The organism is Stenotrophomonas sp. SMYL20 (assembly GCF_036320045.1).
In the GTDB taxonomy this organism is placed as follows: Bacteria; Pseudomonadota; Gammaproteobacteria; order Xanthomonadales; family Xanthomonadaceae; genus Stenotrophomonas; species Stenotrophomonas maltophilia_A.
This window is the reverse complement of sequence record NZ_JAWIRT010000006.1, coordinates 159,205-173,814: the sequence shown is the minus strand read 5'-3', so window position 1 is coordinate 173,814 and position 14,610 is coordinate 159,205. Positions and strand designations below refer to the sequence as shown.

Annotated in this window: 12 protein-coding genes and 1 pseudogene; 9 read left to right on the top strand and 4 right to left on the bottom strand. The window is 66.8% G+C overall.

Features of this window, described 5'->3' with window-relative positions; genetic code table 11:
• Nucleotides 1–71 precede the first annotated feature (71 nt).
• A pseudogene (locus V3B48_RS06740) lies at nt 72–668 on the bottom strand (hypothetical protein); the annotation flags it as partial.
• A 203-nt stretch (nt 669–871) separates the two neighbouring features.
• The gene (locus V3B48_RS06735; protein ID WP_032130481.1) at nt 872–1,891 is read right to left on the bottom strand and encodes a zinc-binding alcohol dehydrogenase family protein; all 1,020 of its coding nucleotides are present in this window, start codon (nt 1,889–1,891) and stop codon (nt 872–874) included.
• Between the two features lie 357 nt (nt 1,892–2,248).
• Here V3B48_RS06735 and V3B48_RS06730 point away from each other — a divergent pair, with 357 nt between their 5' ends.
• The 4 genes from V3B48_RS06730 (at nt 2,249) to V3B48_RS06715 (ending at nt 5,318) form a co-directional block, all read left to right on the top strand.
• Nucleotides 2,249–3,340, top strand: a complete 1,092-nt coding sequence (locus tag V3B48_RS06730) for an OmpA family protein (RefSeq protein WP_010483958.1) — start codon at nt 2,249–2,251, stop codon at nt 3,338–3,340.
• A 220-nt stretch (nt 3,341–3,560) separates the two neighbouring features.
• A complete protein-coding gene (locus V3B48_RS06725) occupies nt 3,561–4,067 on the top strand; it encodes a hypothetical protein (RefSeq protein ID WP_010483956.1) in 507 nt (168 codons plus the stop codon).
• A 20-nt stretch (nt 4,068–4,087) separates the two neighbouring features.
• A complete protein-coding gene (locus V3B48_RS06720; protein WP_329893403.1) occupies nt 4,088–4,897 on the top strand; it encodes a pseudouridine synthase in 810 nt (269 codons plus the stop codon).
• 85 nt (nt 4,898–4,982) lie between these two features.
• Nucleotides 4,983–5,318: a hypothetical protein gene (locus tag V3B48_RS06715; RefSeq protein WP_005412356.1), complete on the top strand. Its 336-nt coding sequence runs from the start codon at nt 4,983–4,985 to the stop codon at nt 5,316–5,318.
• Nucleotides 5,319–5,402: 84 nt separating this feature from the next.
• Here V3B48_RS06715 and kbl read toward each other — a convergent pair whose 3' ends face one another.
• Nucleotides 5,403–6,611 (bottom strand): glycine C-acetyltransferase, encoded by a 1,209-nt coding sequence (gene kbl / locus V3B48_RS06710; RefSeq protein ID WP_121504060.1) that lies wholly within the window; start codon nt 6,609–6,611, stop codon nt 5,403–5,405.
• Nucleotides 6,612–6,817: 206 nt separating this feature from the next.
• On the opposite strand from kbl, the gene V3B48_RS06705 reads away from it, so the two are divergent.
• On the top strand, nt 6,818–7,513 hold the full coding sequence (locus tag V3B48_RS06705) for a TorF family putative porin (RefSeq protein ID WP_032129063.1): 696 nt from the start codon (nt 6,818–6,820) through the stop codon (nt 7,511–7,513).
• A 160-nt stretch (nt 7,514–7,673) separates the two neighbouring features.
• On the opposite strand, the gene tdh is transcribed toward V3B48_RS06705, so the two are convergent.
• Nucleotides 7,674–8,696 (bottom strand): L-threonine 3-dehydrogenase, encoded by a 1,023-nt coding sequence (tdh, locus tag V3B48_RS06700; protein ID WP_010483949.1) that lies wholly within the window; start codon nt 8,694–8,696, stop codon nt 7,674–7,676.
• Nucleotides 8,697–9,095: 399 nt separating this feature from the next.
• On the opposite strand from tdh, the gene V3B48_RS06695 reads away from it, so the two are divergent.
• The 4 genes from V3B48_RS06695 to V3B48_RS06680 all read left to right on the top strand — a co-directional run bounded on the left by V3B48_RS06695 (nt 9,096) and on the right by V3B48_RS06680 (nt 14,575).
• Entirely contained in the window at nt 9,096–11,258 is a 2,163-nt protein-coding gene (locus tag V3B48_RS06695; RefSeq protein ID WP_329893402.1) for a S46 family peptidase, read from the top strand.
• A 249-nt stretch (nt 11,259–11,507) separates the two neighbouring features.
• Nucleotides 11,508–12,152, top strand: coding sequence for a histidine phosphatase family protein (locus V3B48_RS06690; protein ID WP_010483945.1), 645 nt, complete (start codon nt 11,508–11,510; stop codon nt 12,150–12,152).
• Nucleotides 12,153–12,193: 41 nt separating this feature from the next.
• The gene (gene folC, locus V3B48_RS06685; protein WP_285303139.1) at nt 12,194–13,465 is read left to right on the top strand and encodes a bifunctional tetrahydrofolate synthase/dihydrofolate synthase; all 1,272 of its coding nucleotides are present in this window, start codon (nt 12,194–12,196) and stop codon (nt 13,463–13,465) included.
• An 81-nt stretch (nt 13,466–13,546) separates the two neighbouring features.
• A complete protein-coding gene (locus tag V3B48_RS06680; protein ID WP_100437391.1) occupies nt 13,547–14,575 on the top strand; it encodes an SPOR domain-containing protein in 1,029 nt (342 codons plus the stop codon).
• Nucleotides 14,576–14,610 lie beyond the last annotated feature (35 nt).

Genomic DNA, 14,610 nt, shown 5'->3' with positions numbered 1-14,610 from the left:
GGGGGCCCGCGCGCCCGCCGCCCGCCCCGGGCGCCCCCCCCGGGGGCCGGCGCCCCCCCCCCCCCCCCCCCCACTACCGGGGTGCGACCGATCCCGAACCAGCCCAGCGTGACACCACACAGCGGACCGATCAGCAGGGCGAAGGCGAGGGTGCCGAGGCCGACATTGCCGCCCAGCCACCAGCCCAGCAGCAATACGCTGCCTTCGATCAGGCTGCGCACCTTCCAGATCGGCCAGCCGGTGCGGGCATGCAGGCCGGTCATCAGGCCGTCGCGCGGGCCAGGGCCAAGCCTGGCGCCGATGTACAGGCCGGTGGCCAGCGCGACCAGCAGCATGCCCGCGCAGAACATCGCCAGCTGCCAGCCAAGGCCGACGGCCGGCGGCAGCAACCATAGCCCGAACTGCGCGGAAGGGCCGATCAGCATCACGTTGAGCACGGTGCCGACACCCGGTTTCTGCCGCAGCGGCCACCACAGCAGCAGCACCAGTGCGCCGATGACATTGGTCGCCAGGCCGAACGACAGCGGCGTCTGCGCGGCGATGCCCTGTGACAGGACATCCCAGGGCGCCACGCCGATGGCCGCACGGATCATCAGCGAGGCGCCGAATCCGTACAGGAACAGGCCGGTGATCAGTTGCAGCAGGCGCAAGGGCAGGGCGGTGGGCATGGCGGTCTCGGGGGAGAGGAATCTGTTTCCACCGTAATCCCGCTTCAGTCACTTCCATAGATACAGATGCCGATCAATCCGCCGCTACAGTGGCGTCGAGCTTGCTCGACTGCTCCTGATGAATCAGTCGAGCACGCTCGACGCTACGATCAGACCGCACGGCCGGGCATGGGCTCGGCTTTACATCGGCGTTCCAGCCTGGCTCAGTCACCCCAGCCTGCCAGCGCCAGCTTGCCCACCGTGCGTCCGCTGGCCAGGCGCTGATGCGCGATGTCCAGATTTGCCGCATTGATCGGGCCCAGGCTTTCACTGAGGGTGCCGCGCAGCTGGCCGGCATCGATCATGCTGGCCGTGCGGCTGAGGATGCGGTGCTGCTCGATGCAGTCGGCAGTGGCAAAGCGCGAGCGCGCGAACATGAACTCCCAGTGGATGCCGATGCACTTGGCTTTGTAGGGATCGCCGATGCGCAGCGGCCCACGCGGCTCGACGATCAGGCCCACATGTCCCTGCGGCGCCAGCAGCAGGCCCAGTTCGTCCCAGTAGTGATCGGTGTCGGCCAGGTTGAGTGCGACCTGCACCGTGTCGATGCCCAGCGCCTGCAGCTGGGCCTGAAGTGGTTGCCGATGGTCGATCACGTGCCGGGCACCCATCTGCCGGCACCAGTCGGCCGAGGCCTCGCGCGACGCCGTGGCGATCACCTCGAAACCCGCATGGCGGCCCAGCTGGATTGCCATCGAGCCGACCCCGCCCGCACCGCCGATCACCAGCAGGTGCTGGCCGGCGTGGCGGCGATCGTCCAGCCGCAGCGGCATGCGCTCGAACAGCAGCTCCCAGGCGGTGAGCGTGGTCAGCGGCAGCGCTGCGGCTTCAGCGAAATCCAGCGTGGTTGGCTTGCGCGCGACCAGGCGTTCATCCACCCAGTGGTACTGCGCATTGCAGCCGGGGCGGGTGACATCGCCTGCGTAATAAACCTCGTCACCGGAGGCAAACAGGCTCGCCTCGTCGCCGATTGCCTCGACCACGCCGGCAGCGTCCCAACCCAGCACGCGGGGTGCCTGGAGCGTGGCCGGATCCGTGCTGGCACGCTGCTTGCCATCGACGGGGTTGACTGAAACCGCCTCGACCCGGACCAGCAGGTCACGCCCCCGGGGAGGCAGCGGCGGAGGCAGGTGGATATCGCACAGGGCAGGGGCGGATTCACGACTCAGGGCGACGGCTTTCATCACGGCTCCGGCTGGGTTCGTGGCTCCATCATAAGGTTCCTCACGTTTCCGCAGACGCGCTGAACCGTTTGATGCAGCGCGCCGCGCAATATGTCGTTTTCCCCGCCTAAACCCCGTCAAACCCTTGCAGCGTGAGGGTCTTGCGGATTTTCATCATCCTGTATAGGGTTTCAACGTCGGACCGGCGGACGGTCGGGCGCAACACTTCACATGTTACGGGACTGTTAACATGGCCTTCACCCGCCTGAGCATAATGTTCGCGGCGGTGGCGTGCTGAATCGGCTGTCGTACATCGACGCACTTGTGCTGGCCCATGCCTCTACCGGTTTCATACCCCCGAAATAGGAGCTGTACTCAATGAACAAGAAGATCCTTACTGCCGCGCTGCTGGGCGGCCTGGCTTTTGCCCAGGCAGCTTCGGCGCAGGAGTTCGATGACCGCTGGTACCTGACCGGTTCGGCCGGCTTCAACTTCCAGGACAGCGACCGTCTGACCAATGACGCTCCGTTCGTGACCCTGGGCCTGGGCAAGTTCATCAGCCCGAACTGGTCGCTGGACGGTGAGCTGAACTATCAGAACCCGAACTTCGATTCGAACAAGGACCTGAACTGGTCGCAGTACGGCGTCTCGCTGGACCTGCGTCGCCACTTCATCAAGGAAGGCCGCGGCTGGAACCCGTACATCGTCGGTGGCCTGGGCTACCAGAAGTCGGAAGAAGAGTACCCGGCGCTGAATGCCAACGGTCCGCGCCAGCGTAAGGACGGCAACGTTGCCGCCAAGCTGGGCGTCGGCCTGCAGACCACCTTCGAAAAGCGCGTTGCTGTCCGCGCCGAAGTGGCCTACCGCGCTGACTTCGACGACCAGAGCGTTGCCGCTCCGAAGGAAGACTGGTTCGGTGACGTGCTGGCTTCGGTCGGCGTCGTGATCCCGCTGGGCCCGGCTCCGGTCGCGGCTGCTCCGGCTCCGGCTCCGGTTGCCCCGAGCTGCGCCGACCTGGATGACGACGGTGACGGCGTCAACAACTGCGACGACAAGTGCCCGAACTCGCAGCCGGGTCAGACCATCGGTCCGGACGGTTGCCCGGTGCCGGTCTCCATCGACCTGAAGGGCGTCAACTTCGACTTCGACAAGTCGAACCTGCGTCCGGACGCCGTGGCGATCCTGAGCGAAGCCACCGAGATCCTGAAGCGTTACCCGGATCTGCGCGTTGAAGTTGCCGGTCACACCGACTCGAAGGGTACCGACGCTTACAACCAGAAGCTGTCGGAGCGTCGTGCTACCGCCGTGTACAACTACCTGACCAAGAACGGCGTTGACGCCGGTCGCCTGGTCGGCCCGATCGGCTACGGCGAGAGCCGTCCGATTGCTCCGAACACCAACCCGGATGGTTCGGACAACCCGGAAGGTCGCGCCAAGAACCGTCGTACCGAGCTGAACGTCCAGAACTAAGTTCTGACGCTCTGCCAGTAGGACACAGCAGGACCCGGCTTCGGCCGGGTCTTGTTGTTTCTGCGGCCCGGAATCCGCGTGTCCGTCGGTCCGGGAACAACCGTTCGTCGGGTTTTTATCCGTAAAACCAATGAGTTGCCGTATTCATTGAAAGTGGCGCTTGAAAGCTGTCGCGGCATTGCTAAACTCGCCGCGTCACTTCCTTTCCTGGATGCCCTTCATGCTGCGCTCTGCATCGGCCGCCTTCCTGGCGCTGGCCCTGGTTCCCGCCGCCCACGCTGCGGTCGATTGCTCGGTCAACACCAGCGCCTCGCCGCTGCCGTTGCCGGCCACGACCATCGCGCCGGTGGCCGACGAGCTCTACATCCGTGGCAACCAGCTGGGCATGCCGGCCGGCGTGCTGAGCAGCAACTACGATCCGTCGCAGTCGCTGGACCAGGTGCTGCAGCGCCTGCGCATCGATGGTTGCCAGAACATCGCCAAGGCCATTCCGAGCGCCCCTGCAGTGAAGCCGAACGATCCGGCGGCCTACAAGCCGCAGACCGAATTCGACAACACGCCCTGGCGCTTCGACATGAGCCAGAACGGCAAGCGCATGACCGCCGAAGAGTTCGACGCCTGGATGAAGGCGCGTGGCGTGCGTGTGGTCAAGGCGCGTCCGGCTCCGGCCGCCACTCCGGCCCCGGCCGAAGCACCGGCTGAGACCAAGCCGGTCGACAAGAAGTAAGCGCCACGGGGAGCAGAGGCTTGCGCACGCGCCGCCCACCTGCCGCCCCCGCCGCCCGCTCCCACGCACCGCGTGGGCGTGCGGCTCCCGCTGCCACAGCCGCCGGTGTCCGTCATGGCCTGGCGCGCGTGCTGTCCAAGGCCGGCGTGTGTTCGCGCAGCGAGGCCGCGCGCTGGATCGCCGATGGCCGCGTGCGCGTCTCCGGCCGCATCGTGCGGGATCCCGAATTCCCGATTGGGCAGCCGGCGCCGCCGATCGAGGTCGATGGCCAGCCGATGGGCGCGCCGCAGCGCCTGTACCTGATGCTCAACAAACCGCGTGGGGTGGTGACCACCGCGCAGGATGAGCGTGGCCGCGATACCGTGTACCGGTGCTTCGATGGTGCCGGCCTGCCGTGGATCGCGCCGGTCGGGCGCCTGGACAAGGCCAGTGAAGGGCTGCTGTTGTTCAGCAATGATCCGCAGTGGGCCGCGCATCTGACCGATCCGGAGACCGGGCCGCAGAAGACCTATCACGTGCAGGTGGACCGCCTGCCCGACGAGGACACCCTGGCCGCGCTGCGCGCCGGTGTCGAAGACGAGGGCGAGTTCCTCGTCGCCCAGGCTGTGCGCGTGCTGCGCAGCGGCGATAAGACCGCGTGGCTGGAGGTGGTCCTCGACGAGGGCCGCAACCGCCACATCCGCCGCCTGTTGGCGGCCTTCGACCTGCAGGTGCTGCGCCTGGTCCGGGTTGCGATCGGCGGGCTGCAGCTCGGCGATCTCGGCAAGGGCCAGTGGCGGGTGCTGGAGGTCAGTGACCAGCAGCGGCTGGGGGCCGCTGCACCGGGCTGATCATCGCCCGCGGCCGGCGGTTGCCGGCCACCGTTCCAGGCGTAGGGGGCGTCTGGCTGCTGAATTTCCCGAACGGAGCCTGCCCATGTACCACCCGACCCTCAACCAAACCCTGCGCTGCGCAGGCCTGCTGCTGCCGATGGTGCTGCTGACCGCCTGTGGTGGCCACAAGAAGGTGGCCAAGGCGGAAACGCCGGCCGAGACCCCGGTGGTGGAAGTGAAGACCCCGGAGCTGGATGGTCGCGGCAGCTACCGCTTCCTGATGAGCAACGGCGACAAGAAGATGACCGCCGACGAGTTCGACGCCTGGATGAAGGCCAACGGCATCCGCGTTGCCAAGGGCAACGGCCAGGATGCTGCCGCCAAGCCGGTAGTGGTGGCCAGCAAGGACGAGCCGAAGGGCAAGAAGAAAAAGAAGTGATGCCGGGAAGGTGCCGACCTCGGTCGGCATGCCCTCACGCCTGGTAGGTGCCGACCTTGGTCGGCACGCTTTGGCCGGTGGGGATCAACCCTTGATCACGCCCAGCTCGACACCGATGCGGGTGAACGCATCGATTGCGCGGTCCAGATGCTCGCGACTGTGCGCGGCGCTGATCTGGGTGCGGATGCGGGCCTGGCCCTTGGGCACCACCGGGAAGAAGAAGCCGATCGCGTAGATGCCTTCTTCCAGCAGGCGCTCGGCGAACTTCTGCGCCAGCGGTGCGTCGTACAGCATCACCGGGCTGATCGGGTGTACGCCCGGCTTCACGTCGAAACCGGCGGCGACCATCTTTTCGCGGAAGTAGCGGGTGTTTTCCACCAGGGTGTCGCGCAGATCGTCAGCGGCGGCCAGCATCTCGAACGCTTTGATGCCGGCGGCCACCACATGCGGCGGCAGCGAGTTGGAGAACAGGTACGGGCGCGAACGCTGGCGAAGCAGCTCGATCACCTCGGCGCTGGCGCAGGTGAAGCCGCCCAGTGCACCACCCATGGCCTTGCCCAGGGTGCCGGTGATGATGTCGATCTTTTCCAGCACGCCCTTCACTTCGGCCGAGCCGCGGCCGCTGGCACCGAGGAAGCCGGTAGCGTGGCATTCGTCGATGTGCACCAGCGCGTTGTACTTCTTCGCCAGCGCGGTGATCTCGTCCAGCGGCGCAATGAAGCCGTCCATCGAGAACACGCCGTCGGTGGTGATCAGCTTGGTCTTGCAGCCGGCGGCGTCGGCGGCCTGCAGCTGGGCTTCCAGGTCGGCCATGTCGCAGTTGGCATAGCGGAAGCGCTTGGCCTTGCACAGGCGCACGCCGTCAATGATCGAAGCGTGGTTCAGCGCATCGGAAATGATCGCGTCGTTCTCGCCGAGCAGCGGCTCGAACAGGCCGCCGTTGGCATCGAAGCAGGCCGCGTACAGGATGGTGTCCTGCTTGCCGAAGAAGTCGGCGATCTGCTTCTCCAGCTGCTTGTGCAGGTCCTGGGTACCACAGATGAAGCGCACCGAGGCCATGCCGAAGCCGTGGGTGTCCAGCGCATCCTTGGCGGCCTGGATCAGGTCCGGATGGTCGGCCAGGCCCAGGTAGTTGTTGGCACAGAAGTTCAGCACCGTGCGGCCGTCCTCGAGGGTGATCTCGGCCGACTGCGGGCTGGTGATGATCCGCTCGGACTTGAACAGGCCCTGGGCGCGGATGGCGTCCAGTTCCTCGGCGTAGTGGCGGGTCAGGGCGGAGGAGGCGTCGGTCATGGCGTGGGCACGGCTCTGAACGGGGAAACCGCTGATTCTACCGGGCATCGCCGCTTGCCGACCGGCCCGGATGGGGCATCGCCACGGCCGGCACATGTTGCATCGCAATAGCAAACTGGTTAAAAATTCGTGAACCGGAGCTGTCCCGCTCCGGCCGCTACGCCCGCTCCCCGCCTTCCACGCCACCGCCCCCACCGGAGACGCTCATGAAGCACGCCCGTGCCTGCCTCGCCATTGCCGCTGCCCTGACCCTGGCCGCCCCGTTCGCCGCCAGCGCCCAGGAAAACGAATCGCCGTACAGCTGGAACGTCACCGCTGTTTCCGATTACCTGTTCCGTGGTGTGTCGCAGACCGACGAGGATCCGACCCTGCAGGCCGGTTTCACCTACACCAGCCCGGTTGGCCTGTATGCCGGCGTTTGGGGTTCGGGCGTGGACTTCGGTGCAGGTGATCCGAAGACCGAGGTCGACTACCTGATCGGCTACGGCGTGGACGTCACCGAGCGCGTCAACGTCGACGTGCTGCTGAACCGCTACACCTACCTGAAGTCCAGCCACCAGAACTACAACGAGCTGATCACCACCACCACGCTGGATGACACCTACAAGCTGACGGTGGCCTACACCAACGATGTATGGAACAGCAGCACCGATGGCTGGTACTTCGGCCTGGGTGGCAGCTGGGGCCTGCCGAAGGACTTCACCCTGAATGCCAATGTCGGCCGCAGCACGTTTGAAGACGGCATCGCCAAGGATTACACCGACTGGAATGTCGGCGTTGAGCGCCAGTTCGGGATGGCCAAGGTCGGCCTGGGTTACTACGGCACCGACGGCAACGGCCGCGACAACTCCGGCAAGCTGGCCCACAGCCGCGTGATGCTGAGCGTCGCGATCGGTAACTGATGCGCCTTCGCTGATGTCCACGAAAAAGGCGCCCAATGGGCGCCTTTTTCATTTCCAGCAGCTTGCCTTACCCCGGCTGGGGGAGAGCCCCCTTGTTGTTCAAGGGGGCGCGCCGACGGCGCGGGGATAAGGAAACCTGCGGGGGAATTGACCCGAAGGGTCAATTCCAGCTCAACACCACCTTGCCGGCCTTGCCTTCTTCCATCAGGTCGAAGCCCTTCTGGAAGTCGTCGATCGGCAGCTGGTGGGTCATCACCTTGCCGAGCGGGAAGCCGGACAGCACCAGCTGGGTCATCTTGTACCAGGTCTCGTACATCTTGCGGCCGTAGATGCCCTGCACGGTCAGGCCCTTGAAGATGATCTTGTCCCAGTCGCAGCCGGCGCCCTTGGGCATGATCCCGAGCATGGCGATCTTGCCGCCGTGGTACATGCAGTCGAGCATGTCGTTGAACGCACGCGGGTTGCCGCTCATTTCCAGGCCCACGTCGAAGCCCTCCATGTGCAGTTCCTTCATCACGTCCTTCAGCGACTGGTTGGCCACGTTGACCACGCGGGTGGCACCCATGTCGGCGGCCAGCTTCAGGCGGAAGTCGTTGACGTCGGTCACCACCACGTTGCGTGCACCGATGTGCTTGCAGATGCCGGCGGCGATGATGCCGATCGGGCCGGCACCGGTGATCAGCACGTCTTCACCGATCACGTTGAACTCCAGCGCGCAATGCGCGGCGTTGCCGTACGGATCGAAGAACGCGGCCAGCTCGGACGGAATCTGGTCCGGGATCGGCCACAGGTTGCTGGCCGGCATCACCATGTACTCGGCGAAGGCGCCGTTGACGTTGACGCCGATGCCGACGGTGTTCGGGCACAGGTGCGGGCGGCCGCCACGGCAGTTGCGGCAGTGGCCGCAGACGATGTGGCCTTCGGCCGAGACGCGCTGGCCGATTTCATAGCCGGTCACGGCCGAGCCGAGTGCGGCGACGCGACCCACGAATTCGTGGCCGATGGTCAGGCCCGGCTTGATGGTGCGCTGGCTCCACTCGTCCCACAGGTAGATGTGCAGGTCGGTGCCGCAGATCGCGGTCTTCTCGAGCTTGATCAGGACCTCGTTCGGGCCCGGGGTCGGAACCGGAACTTCTTCCAGCCAGATGCCCTTGGCCGCTTCGCGCTTGACCAGGGCCTTCATCGTTTGCTGCGCCATCGGGGTGGAACTCATCAGGGGGAAAGCGCGGATTATAGGGTGCCGCGCGGATTTCCCATGTTGCGCTGCGGGTGCAGTGGCGGAACGAAAGGCGTGTGTTGGCGGGCGTTTCGAACGTGCTGCGAACAGCGGCGCCTCCCTGATCCGGGAAAGGGGGCGTGGTCACCCTGGCCAGGACACGCAAAAGCCCCTCCAGGGGGCTCGATGGCGCCATCCATGGCGCCAACGGTCCCGTCCAGGGTGACCACGCCCCCTCTGGACGATTTCCGTGTGCGCGGCCGACGTGCGTGTGGCAGAGCAAGAAGCAGGCCCATGACTTCCGGGGTTCGGGCCGGGGCAGGGCGGCGGGCTACAATCGAAGGTTCCACTACCAGGGGCCGCTCCATGCGCTCGAACCTGCTTGCATTCTCCATCGTCGCCAGCCTCGGGCTGGCCCAGGTCGCCCATGCCGCTGAAGGCATGTGGGTGCCGCAGCAGCTGCCGGAAATCGCCGGCCCGCTGCAGAAGGCCGGCCTGAAGCTGTCCCCGGAACAGCTGGCCAACCTGACCGGCGACCCGATGGGCGCCGTCGTTGCCCTCGGCGGCTGCACCGCCAGCTTCGTCTCGCCGCAGGGCCTGGTGGTCACCAACCACCACTGCGCTTATGGCGCCATCCAGCTGAATTCGACCGCGCAGAATAACCTGATCAAGGATGGCTTCAATGCGCCGACCCAGAAGGATGAACTGAGCGCCGGCCCGAACGCCCGCGTGTTCGTGCTCGACCAGATCACCGACGTCACCGTCCAGGCCAAGGCCGCCATTGCCGGCGCCGGCAACGACCCGCTGGCCCGCAGCCGCGCGCTGGACGCCTTCGACAAGGCCCAGGTCGCCGCCTGTGAAGCCGACGCCGGCTTCCGCTGCCGCCTGTACAGCTTCTCCGGCGGCAACACCTACCGCCTGTTCCGCAACATGGAAATCAAGGACGTGCGCCTGGTCTACGCCCCCCCGGGCAGCGTCGGCAAGTTCGGTGGCGACGTCGACAACTGGATGTGGCCGCGCCACACCGGCGACTTCTCGTTCTACCGCGCCTACGTGGGCAAGGACGGCAAGCCGGCCGCCTTCGCCGCCGACAACGTGCCGTACCAGCCCAAGCACTTCCTGAAGTTCGCCGACCAGCCGCTGGGCGCCGACGACTTCGTGATGGTGGCCGGCTACCCCGGCCGCACCAACCGCTATGCACTGGCCGGTGAGTTCAACGAAACCGCCAGCTTCACCTACCCGACCATCGCCAAGCACTACAACGCGGTGCTGAAGATGATCGCCGATGCCGGCAAGGCCGACGCCGACGTCAAGGTGAAGTACGCAGCGACCGCCGCCAGCATGAACAACGTGGCGAAGAACTACCTGGGCCAGCTGGAAGGCTTCAAGCGCATCGACGCCGCCGGCCAGAAGCAGGCTGAAGAAGCCGCCGTGCTGGCCTGGCTGAAGAAGCAGGGTGCTGCCGGCAAGCCGGCCCTGGCCGCCCACGCGCAGCTGCTCAAGCATCTGGATACCAGCAAGTCGACCCGCGAACGCGACCTGTTCGTCGGCCAGTTCAACAACACCTCGGCCGTTGGCGCAGCGATCACCCTGTACCGACTGTCGATCGAACGCAGCAAGCCGGATGCCGAGCGCGAGGCCGGTTACCAGGAACGCGACCTGACCACCATCGAAGGTGGCCTGAAGCAGATGGACCGTCGCTACGTGGCAAAGATGGACCAGCAGCTGCAGACCTACTGGCTGGACCAGTACGTGGCCCTGCCGGCCGCGCAGCGCGACAACGAAGTGCTGAACAAGTGGCTGGCCGGCAGCGATGCCGCTGCGGTCAAGTCGCTGGTGAACAAGCTGGGCGGCACCGAGCTGGGCAGCCTGGACAATCGCCTGAAGTGGTTCAAGGCCGACCGTGCCGCGTTTGAAGCCAGCAGCGATCCGGCCATCCAGTACGCCGTGGCCGTCATGCCGGCACTGCTGAAGCAGGAAGAGCAGAAGAAGATCCGCGAAGGCGAATCACTGACCGCCCGCCCGCTGTACCTGCAGGCCGTGGCCGACTACAAGAAGAGCCAGGGCGAGTTCGTCTATCCGGATGCCAACCTGTCGCTGCGCATCACCTTCGGCAACGTCATGGGCTATGGCAAGGACGGCGTGAAGTACACCCCGTTCACCACCCTGGAAGGCGTGGCGGCGAAGGAAACCGGTGAAGATCCGTTCGATTCGCCGAAGGCGCTGCTCGATGCGGTCAAGGCCAAGCGTTACGGCGGCCTGGAAGACAAGCGCATTGGTTCAGTGCCGGTGAACTTCCTGTCCAACCTGGACATCACCGGCGGCAACTCCGGTTCGCCGGTGCTGGATGCCAACGGCAAGCTGGTCGGCCTGGCCTTCGATGGCAACTGGGAATCGGTCAGCTCCAACTGGGTGTTCGACCCGGTGATGACCCGCATGATCGCCGTCGACAGCCGCTACATGCAGTGGATCATGCAGGAAGTGGCGCCGGCGCCGCAGCTGCTGAAGGAACTGAACCTGGTCAAGTAAGGTTCGCGGTTCGGGGCGGTCCATCCACGCATGGCGTGGATCTACTGCCTGTACCGAGGGTAGTGCCGGCCGCTGGCCGGCAACCTCGACCAGATAGCCGGAGTTTCCGAAACCCCGCGACGCAGGTCGCGGGGTTTTTTCATGCCCGGCCCGGCCCGGTGCGCCGAACAGGTATCATCCCTGTTCCGCGTACTTCACAGGATGTGAACGAAACGCGGAAACCTCCTCCCCCCAGGACCCCTTGCACGCATGCGCATCCTGCTTGCCCGCCACGGCGAAACGCCGTGGAACGCCGAAGGCCGCTACCAGGGCCAGATCGATATTCCGCTTTCGCCGATCGGTGAAGCCCAGGCCCAGGCACTGGGTGCCCGCCTGGCCTCGGTGGACATCACCCGTGCCGTCGCCTCGCCGCTGTCGCGCGCCCAGCGCACCGCGCAGCTGGCGCTTGGCGCCGCGCGTGCCGACATGCTGCTGACCGAGCCGGAGCTGCAGGAAATCGCCCACGGTGAGTGGGAAGGCCTGCTCGCCAGCGAGATCAACGAAAAGGATCCGTCGCGCCTGCAGGCCTGGCGCGAGGAGCCCGATACCGTGCTGATGCCCGGTGGCGAATCGCTGCGCCTGGTGCTGGAACGCAGCTGGCGTGGCCTGGCCCGTGCCACCGAAGGCCTCGGCGAGCACGACACCCTGCTGGTGGTTGCCCATGACGCGGTCAACCGCGTGATCCTGTGCAAGGTGCTGGGCCTGCCGATTTCCCGCCTGTGGACCTTCCGCCAGGCACCGACCACGCTCAACCTGCTCGAAGGCGCCGACCTGGACAGCCTGGAAGTGGTGCGCCTGAACGACTGCGCCCACCACACGCCGTTCTTCGGCGAAGCCAAGCACCGCGCACTCTGACCCGCCACACCGAACCACCTGTACCTGCTGGAAGCACTGCCGTGACGAACACCCCGACCACCCTGGCCGATTGGCTGGATTACATTGAACGCCAGCACCCGGCGACCATCGACATGGGCCTGGAACGCGTGCGCGCCGTGGCCACGGCGATGGGTCTTGGCGCGCCGGCCGGGCGCACCATCGTGGTCGGTGGCACCAACGGCAAAGGCTCCACCGTGGCCTTCATCGAGGCCATCGGCCGTGCTGCCGGTTGGAAGGTGGGTGCCTACACCTCGCCGCACCTGCTGCGCTACAACGAGCGCGTGCGCATCGATGGGCAGGACGTGGGCGATGCGGCGCTGGTTGCTGCGTTCAATGCCGTCGAAGCGGCACGCGGCGACACCACGCTGACCTATTTCGAGTACGGCACGCTCGCTGCTTTGCAGCTGTTCGCCGACGCCGGGCTGGACCTGGCGGTGCTGGAAGTGGGCCTGGGCGGCCGCCTGGATGCGGTCAACATCGTCGACGCCGACGTGGCGGTGATCACCACCGTGGACATCGACCATGCCGAGTGGCTGGGCGAGGACCGCGAATCGATCGGTACCGAGAAGGCCGGCATCATCCGCGGCTGGAAGCCGGTGATCCTGGGCGAGACCGATCCGCCGTCCAGCGTGCTGGCGCGTGCCTATCTGGTCGGTGCCAACGCGATCCGCGGCGGCAGCGATTACTTCTACGAGCCGATCGACGCCCAGCGCTGGCGCTGGCGCGACGTCGGCCTGCGCATGGAGCTGCCGACCCCGGCGCTGTCCGGCCCGATCCAGCTGGCCAATGCCGGTGCTGCCATCGCCGCCCTGCGCGCGCTGGACAAGCCGGTGCCGCGTGCGGCGTGGGCCGCGGGTATCGCAGCAGCGCGAATCTCCGGCCGCATGCAGGCATTCGAGCGCGACGGCGTGCAGATCCGCGTGGACGTGGGCCACAACCCACAGGCGGCGGGCCAGCTGGCGCGTGCGCTGAAGGCCGAAGTGTCAGCCGGCCGCACCCTGGCGGTGTACGCCGCGTTGCAGGACAAGGACGCGGCGGGTGTGGTGCAGGCCCTGCAGGACGTGGTGGCCGAGTGGACCCTGGCCGGGCTGGACGGTCCGCGTGGGCAGAGCGCCGCTCAGCTGCAGGCACGCCTGAGCGGTACGGTGGCGGCCAAGGCACCGCTGGCCGATAGCGTCGAACAGGCGCTGGCGCAGGTGCTGGCCCAGGCTGAGCGGGGTGACCGGGTGCTGGTGTTCGGCTCCTTCCATACCGCCGCTGCGGCCCTGCAGTGGCTGCAGGGCGACGCCTGACCCGCGTTCAGCCAACGCCGACGCCGGCCGGTCCGGCACCCGTATAATCGACGGCAATCTCCGGACAGTTGCCTGCCTCACGTGGATACGCCTCTGAAACAGCGTCTGATTGGTGCCATCGTGCTGGTGGCACTGGCCGTGATTTTCCTGCCGATGCTGGTCAAGGGACCCGCACCCGACAGCGGTGTCGCCAATGTGCCGATCGCCGCGCCGGATGCGCCGGCCGATGGTCAGTTCGAAACCCGTGAGCTGCCGCTGGTCGCCCCGGCCGGTGGTGCCACCGGCCTGCAGACCGGGCAGGCCAAGCCGCTGCAGGAGGCTGCCACGCCGGCTACGCCGCCGACCGTGGACACCTCGCCGGCAGTCGCCGCCGGCAACTATGCGGTCACCTTCGGTGCCTACGGCAGCAAGGCCGACGCCGATGCGGTGATCGCCTACCTGAAGCGCTCGCAGCTGCCGGGCTTCGCTGAAACGGCCACCATCAACGGCCGCCAGGCATGGCGCGTGCGCGTTGGACCTTACGCCGACCGTGCCCAGGCCGAAGCGGCCCGCCTGCAGGCGGTGAAGATCCGTGCGGATGTGAAGGCCGAAGTGATCACCCTGGACGCGGCGGCCGGCAGCAGTGCCCCGGTTGCGGCCACCCCGGCACCGGCTGCGCCGAGCGCCAGCACCCCGTCCGCAGCTGTTGCGCCCTCGGCCAGCGGCAACCCGGTCCGCAGCGAAAGCCTGCCGCCGAGCACGCCAACGGCGACCGCACCGCCGGCCGCCAAGCCGGAACCGCCGAAGCCGGCGCCGAAGCCCGAACCGAAGCCGGAGGCCACCGCCAGCAAGCCGGCGACGGTGCCGACCACACCGGCAGCACCGGCTGCCAGCGGCGTCGGCTTTGCCGTGCAGCTGGGCGCGTTCGGTCAGGCCAACGATGCCAATGCCCTGCGCGACAAGGTTCGTGCCGCTGGTTTCAGCGCTTTCGTCGAGCAGGTGCGCACGGACAAGGGAACCCTGCATCGCGTCCGCGTCGGGCCGGTGGCCAACCGCGCTGACGCCGAGCAGCTGAAGGCGCAGGTCGCCGCCAAGGTCGGCGTGGCCGGCATGGTCCGACCGCACCCATGACCCACGCGCAGCCCCGTTGCCAGCGCCGCCGAAGG

Coding starts and splice junctions, on each gene's coding strand:
- V3B48_RS06690 (WP_010483945.1), top strand. CDS start 11,508: ATGCGCATCCTGCTTGCCCGCCACGGCGAAACGCCGTGGAACGCCGAA.
- tdh (WP_010483949.1), bottom strand. CDS start 8,696: ATGAAGGCCCTGGTCAAGCGCGAAGCGGCCAAGGGCATCTGGCTGGAA.
- V3B48_RS06695 (WP_329893402.1), top strand. CDS start 9,096: ATGCGCTCGAACCTGCTTGCATTCTCCATCGTCGCCAGCCTCGGGCTG.
- V3B48_RS06705 (WP_032129063.1), top strand. CDS start 6,818: ATGAAGCACGCCCGTGCCTGCCTCGCCATTGCCGCTGCCCTGACCCTG.
- V3B48_RS06725 (WP_010483956.1), top strand. CDS start 3,561: ATGCTGCGCTCTGCATCGGCCGCCTTCCTGGCGCTGGCCCTGGTTCCC.
- V3B48_RS06730 (WP_010483958.1), top strand. CDS start 2,249: ATGAACAAGAAGATCCTTACTGCCGCGCTGCTGGGCGGCCTGGCTTTT.
- V3B48_RS06715 (WP_005412356.1), top strand. CDS start 4,983: ATGTACCACCCGACCCTCAACCAAACCCTGCGCTGCGCAGGCCTGCTG.
- V3B48_RS06735 (WP_032130481.1), bottom strand. CDS start 1,891: ATGAAAGCCGTCGCCCTGAGTCGTGAATCCGCCCCTGCCCTGTGCGAT.
- kbl (WP_121504060.1), bottom strand. CDS start 6,611: ATGACCGACGCCTCCTCCGCCCTGACCCGCCACTACGCCGAGGAACTG.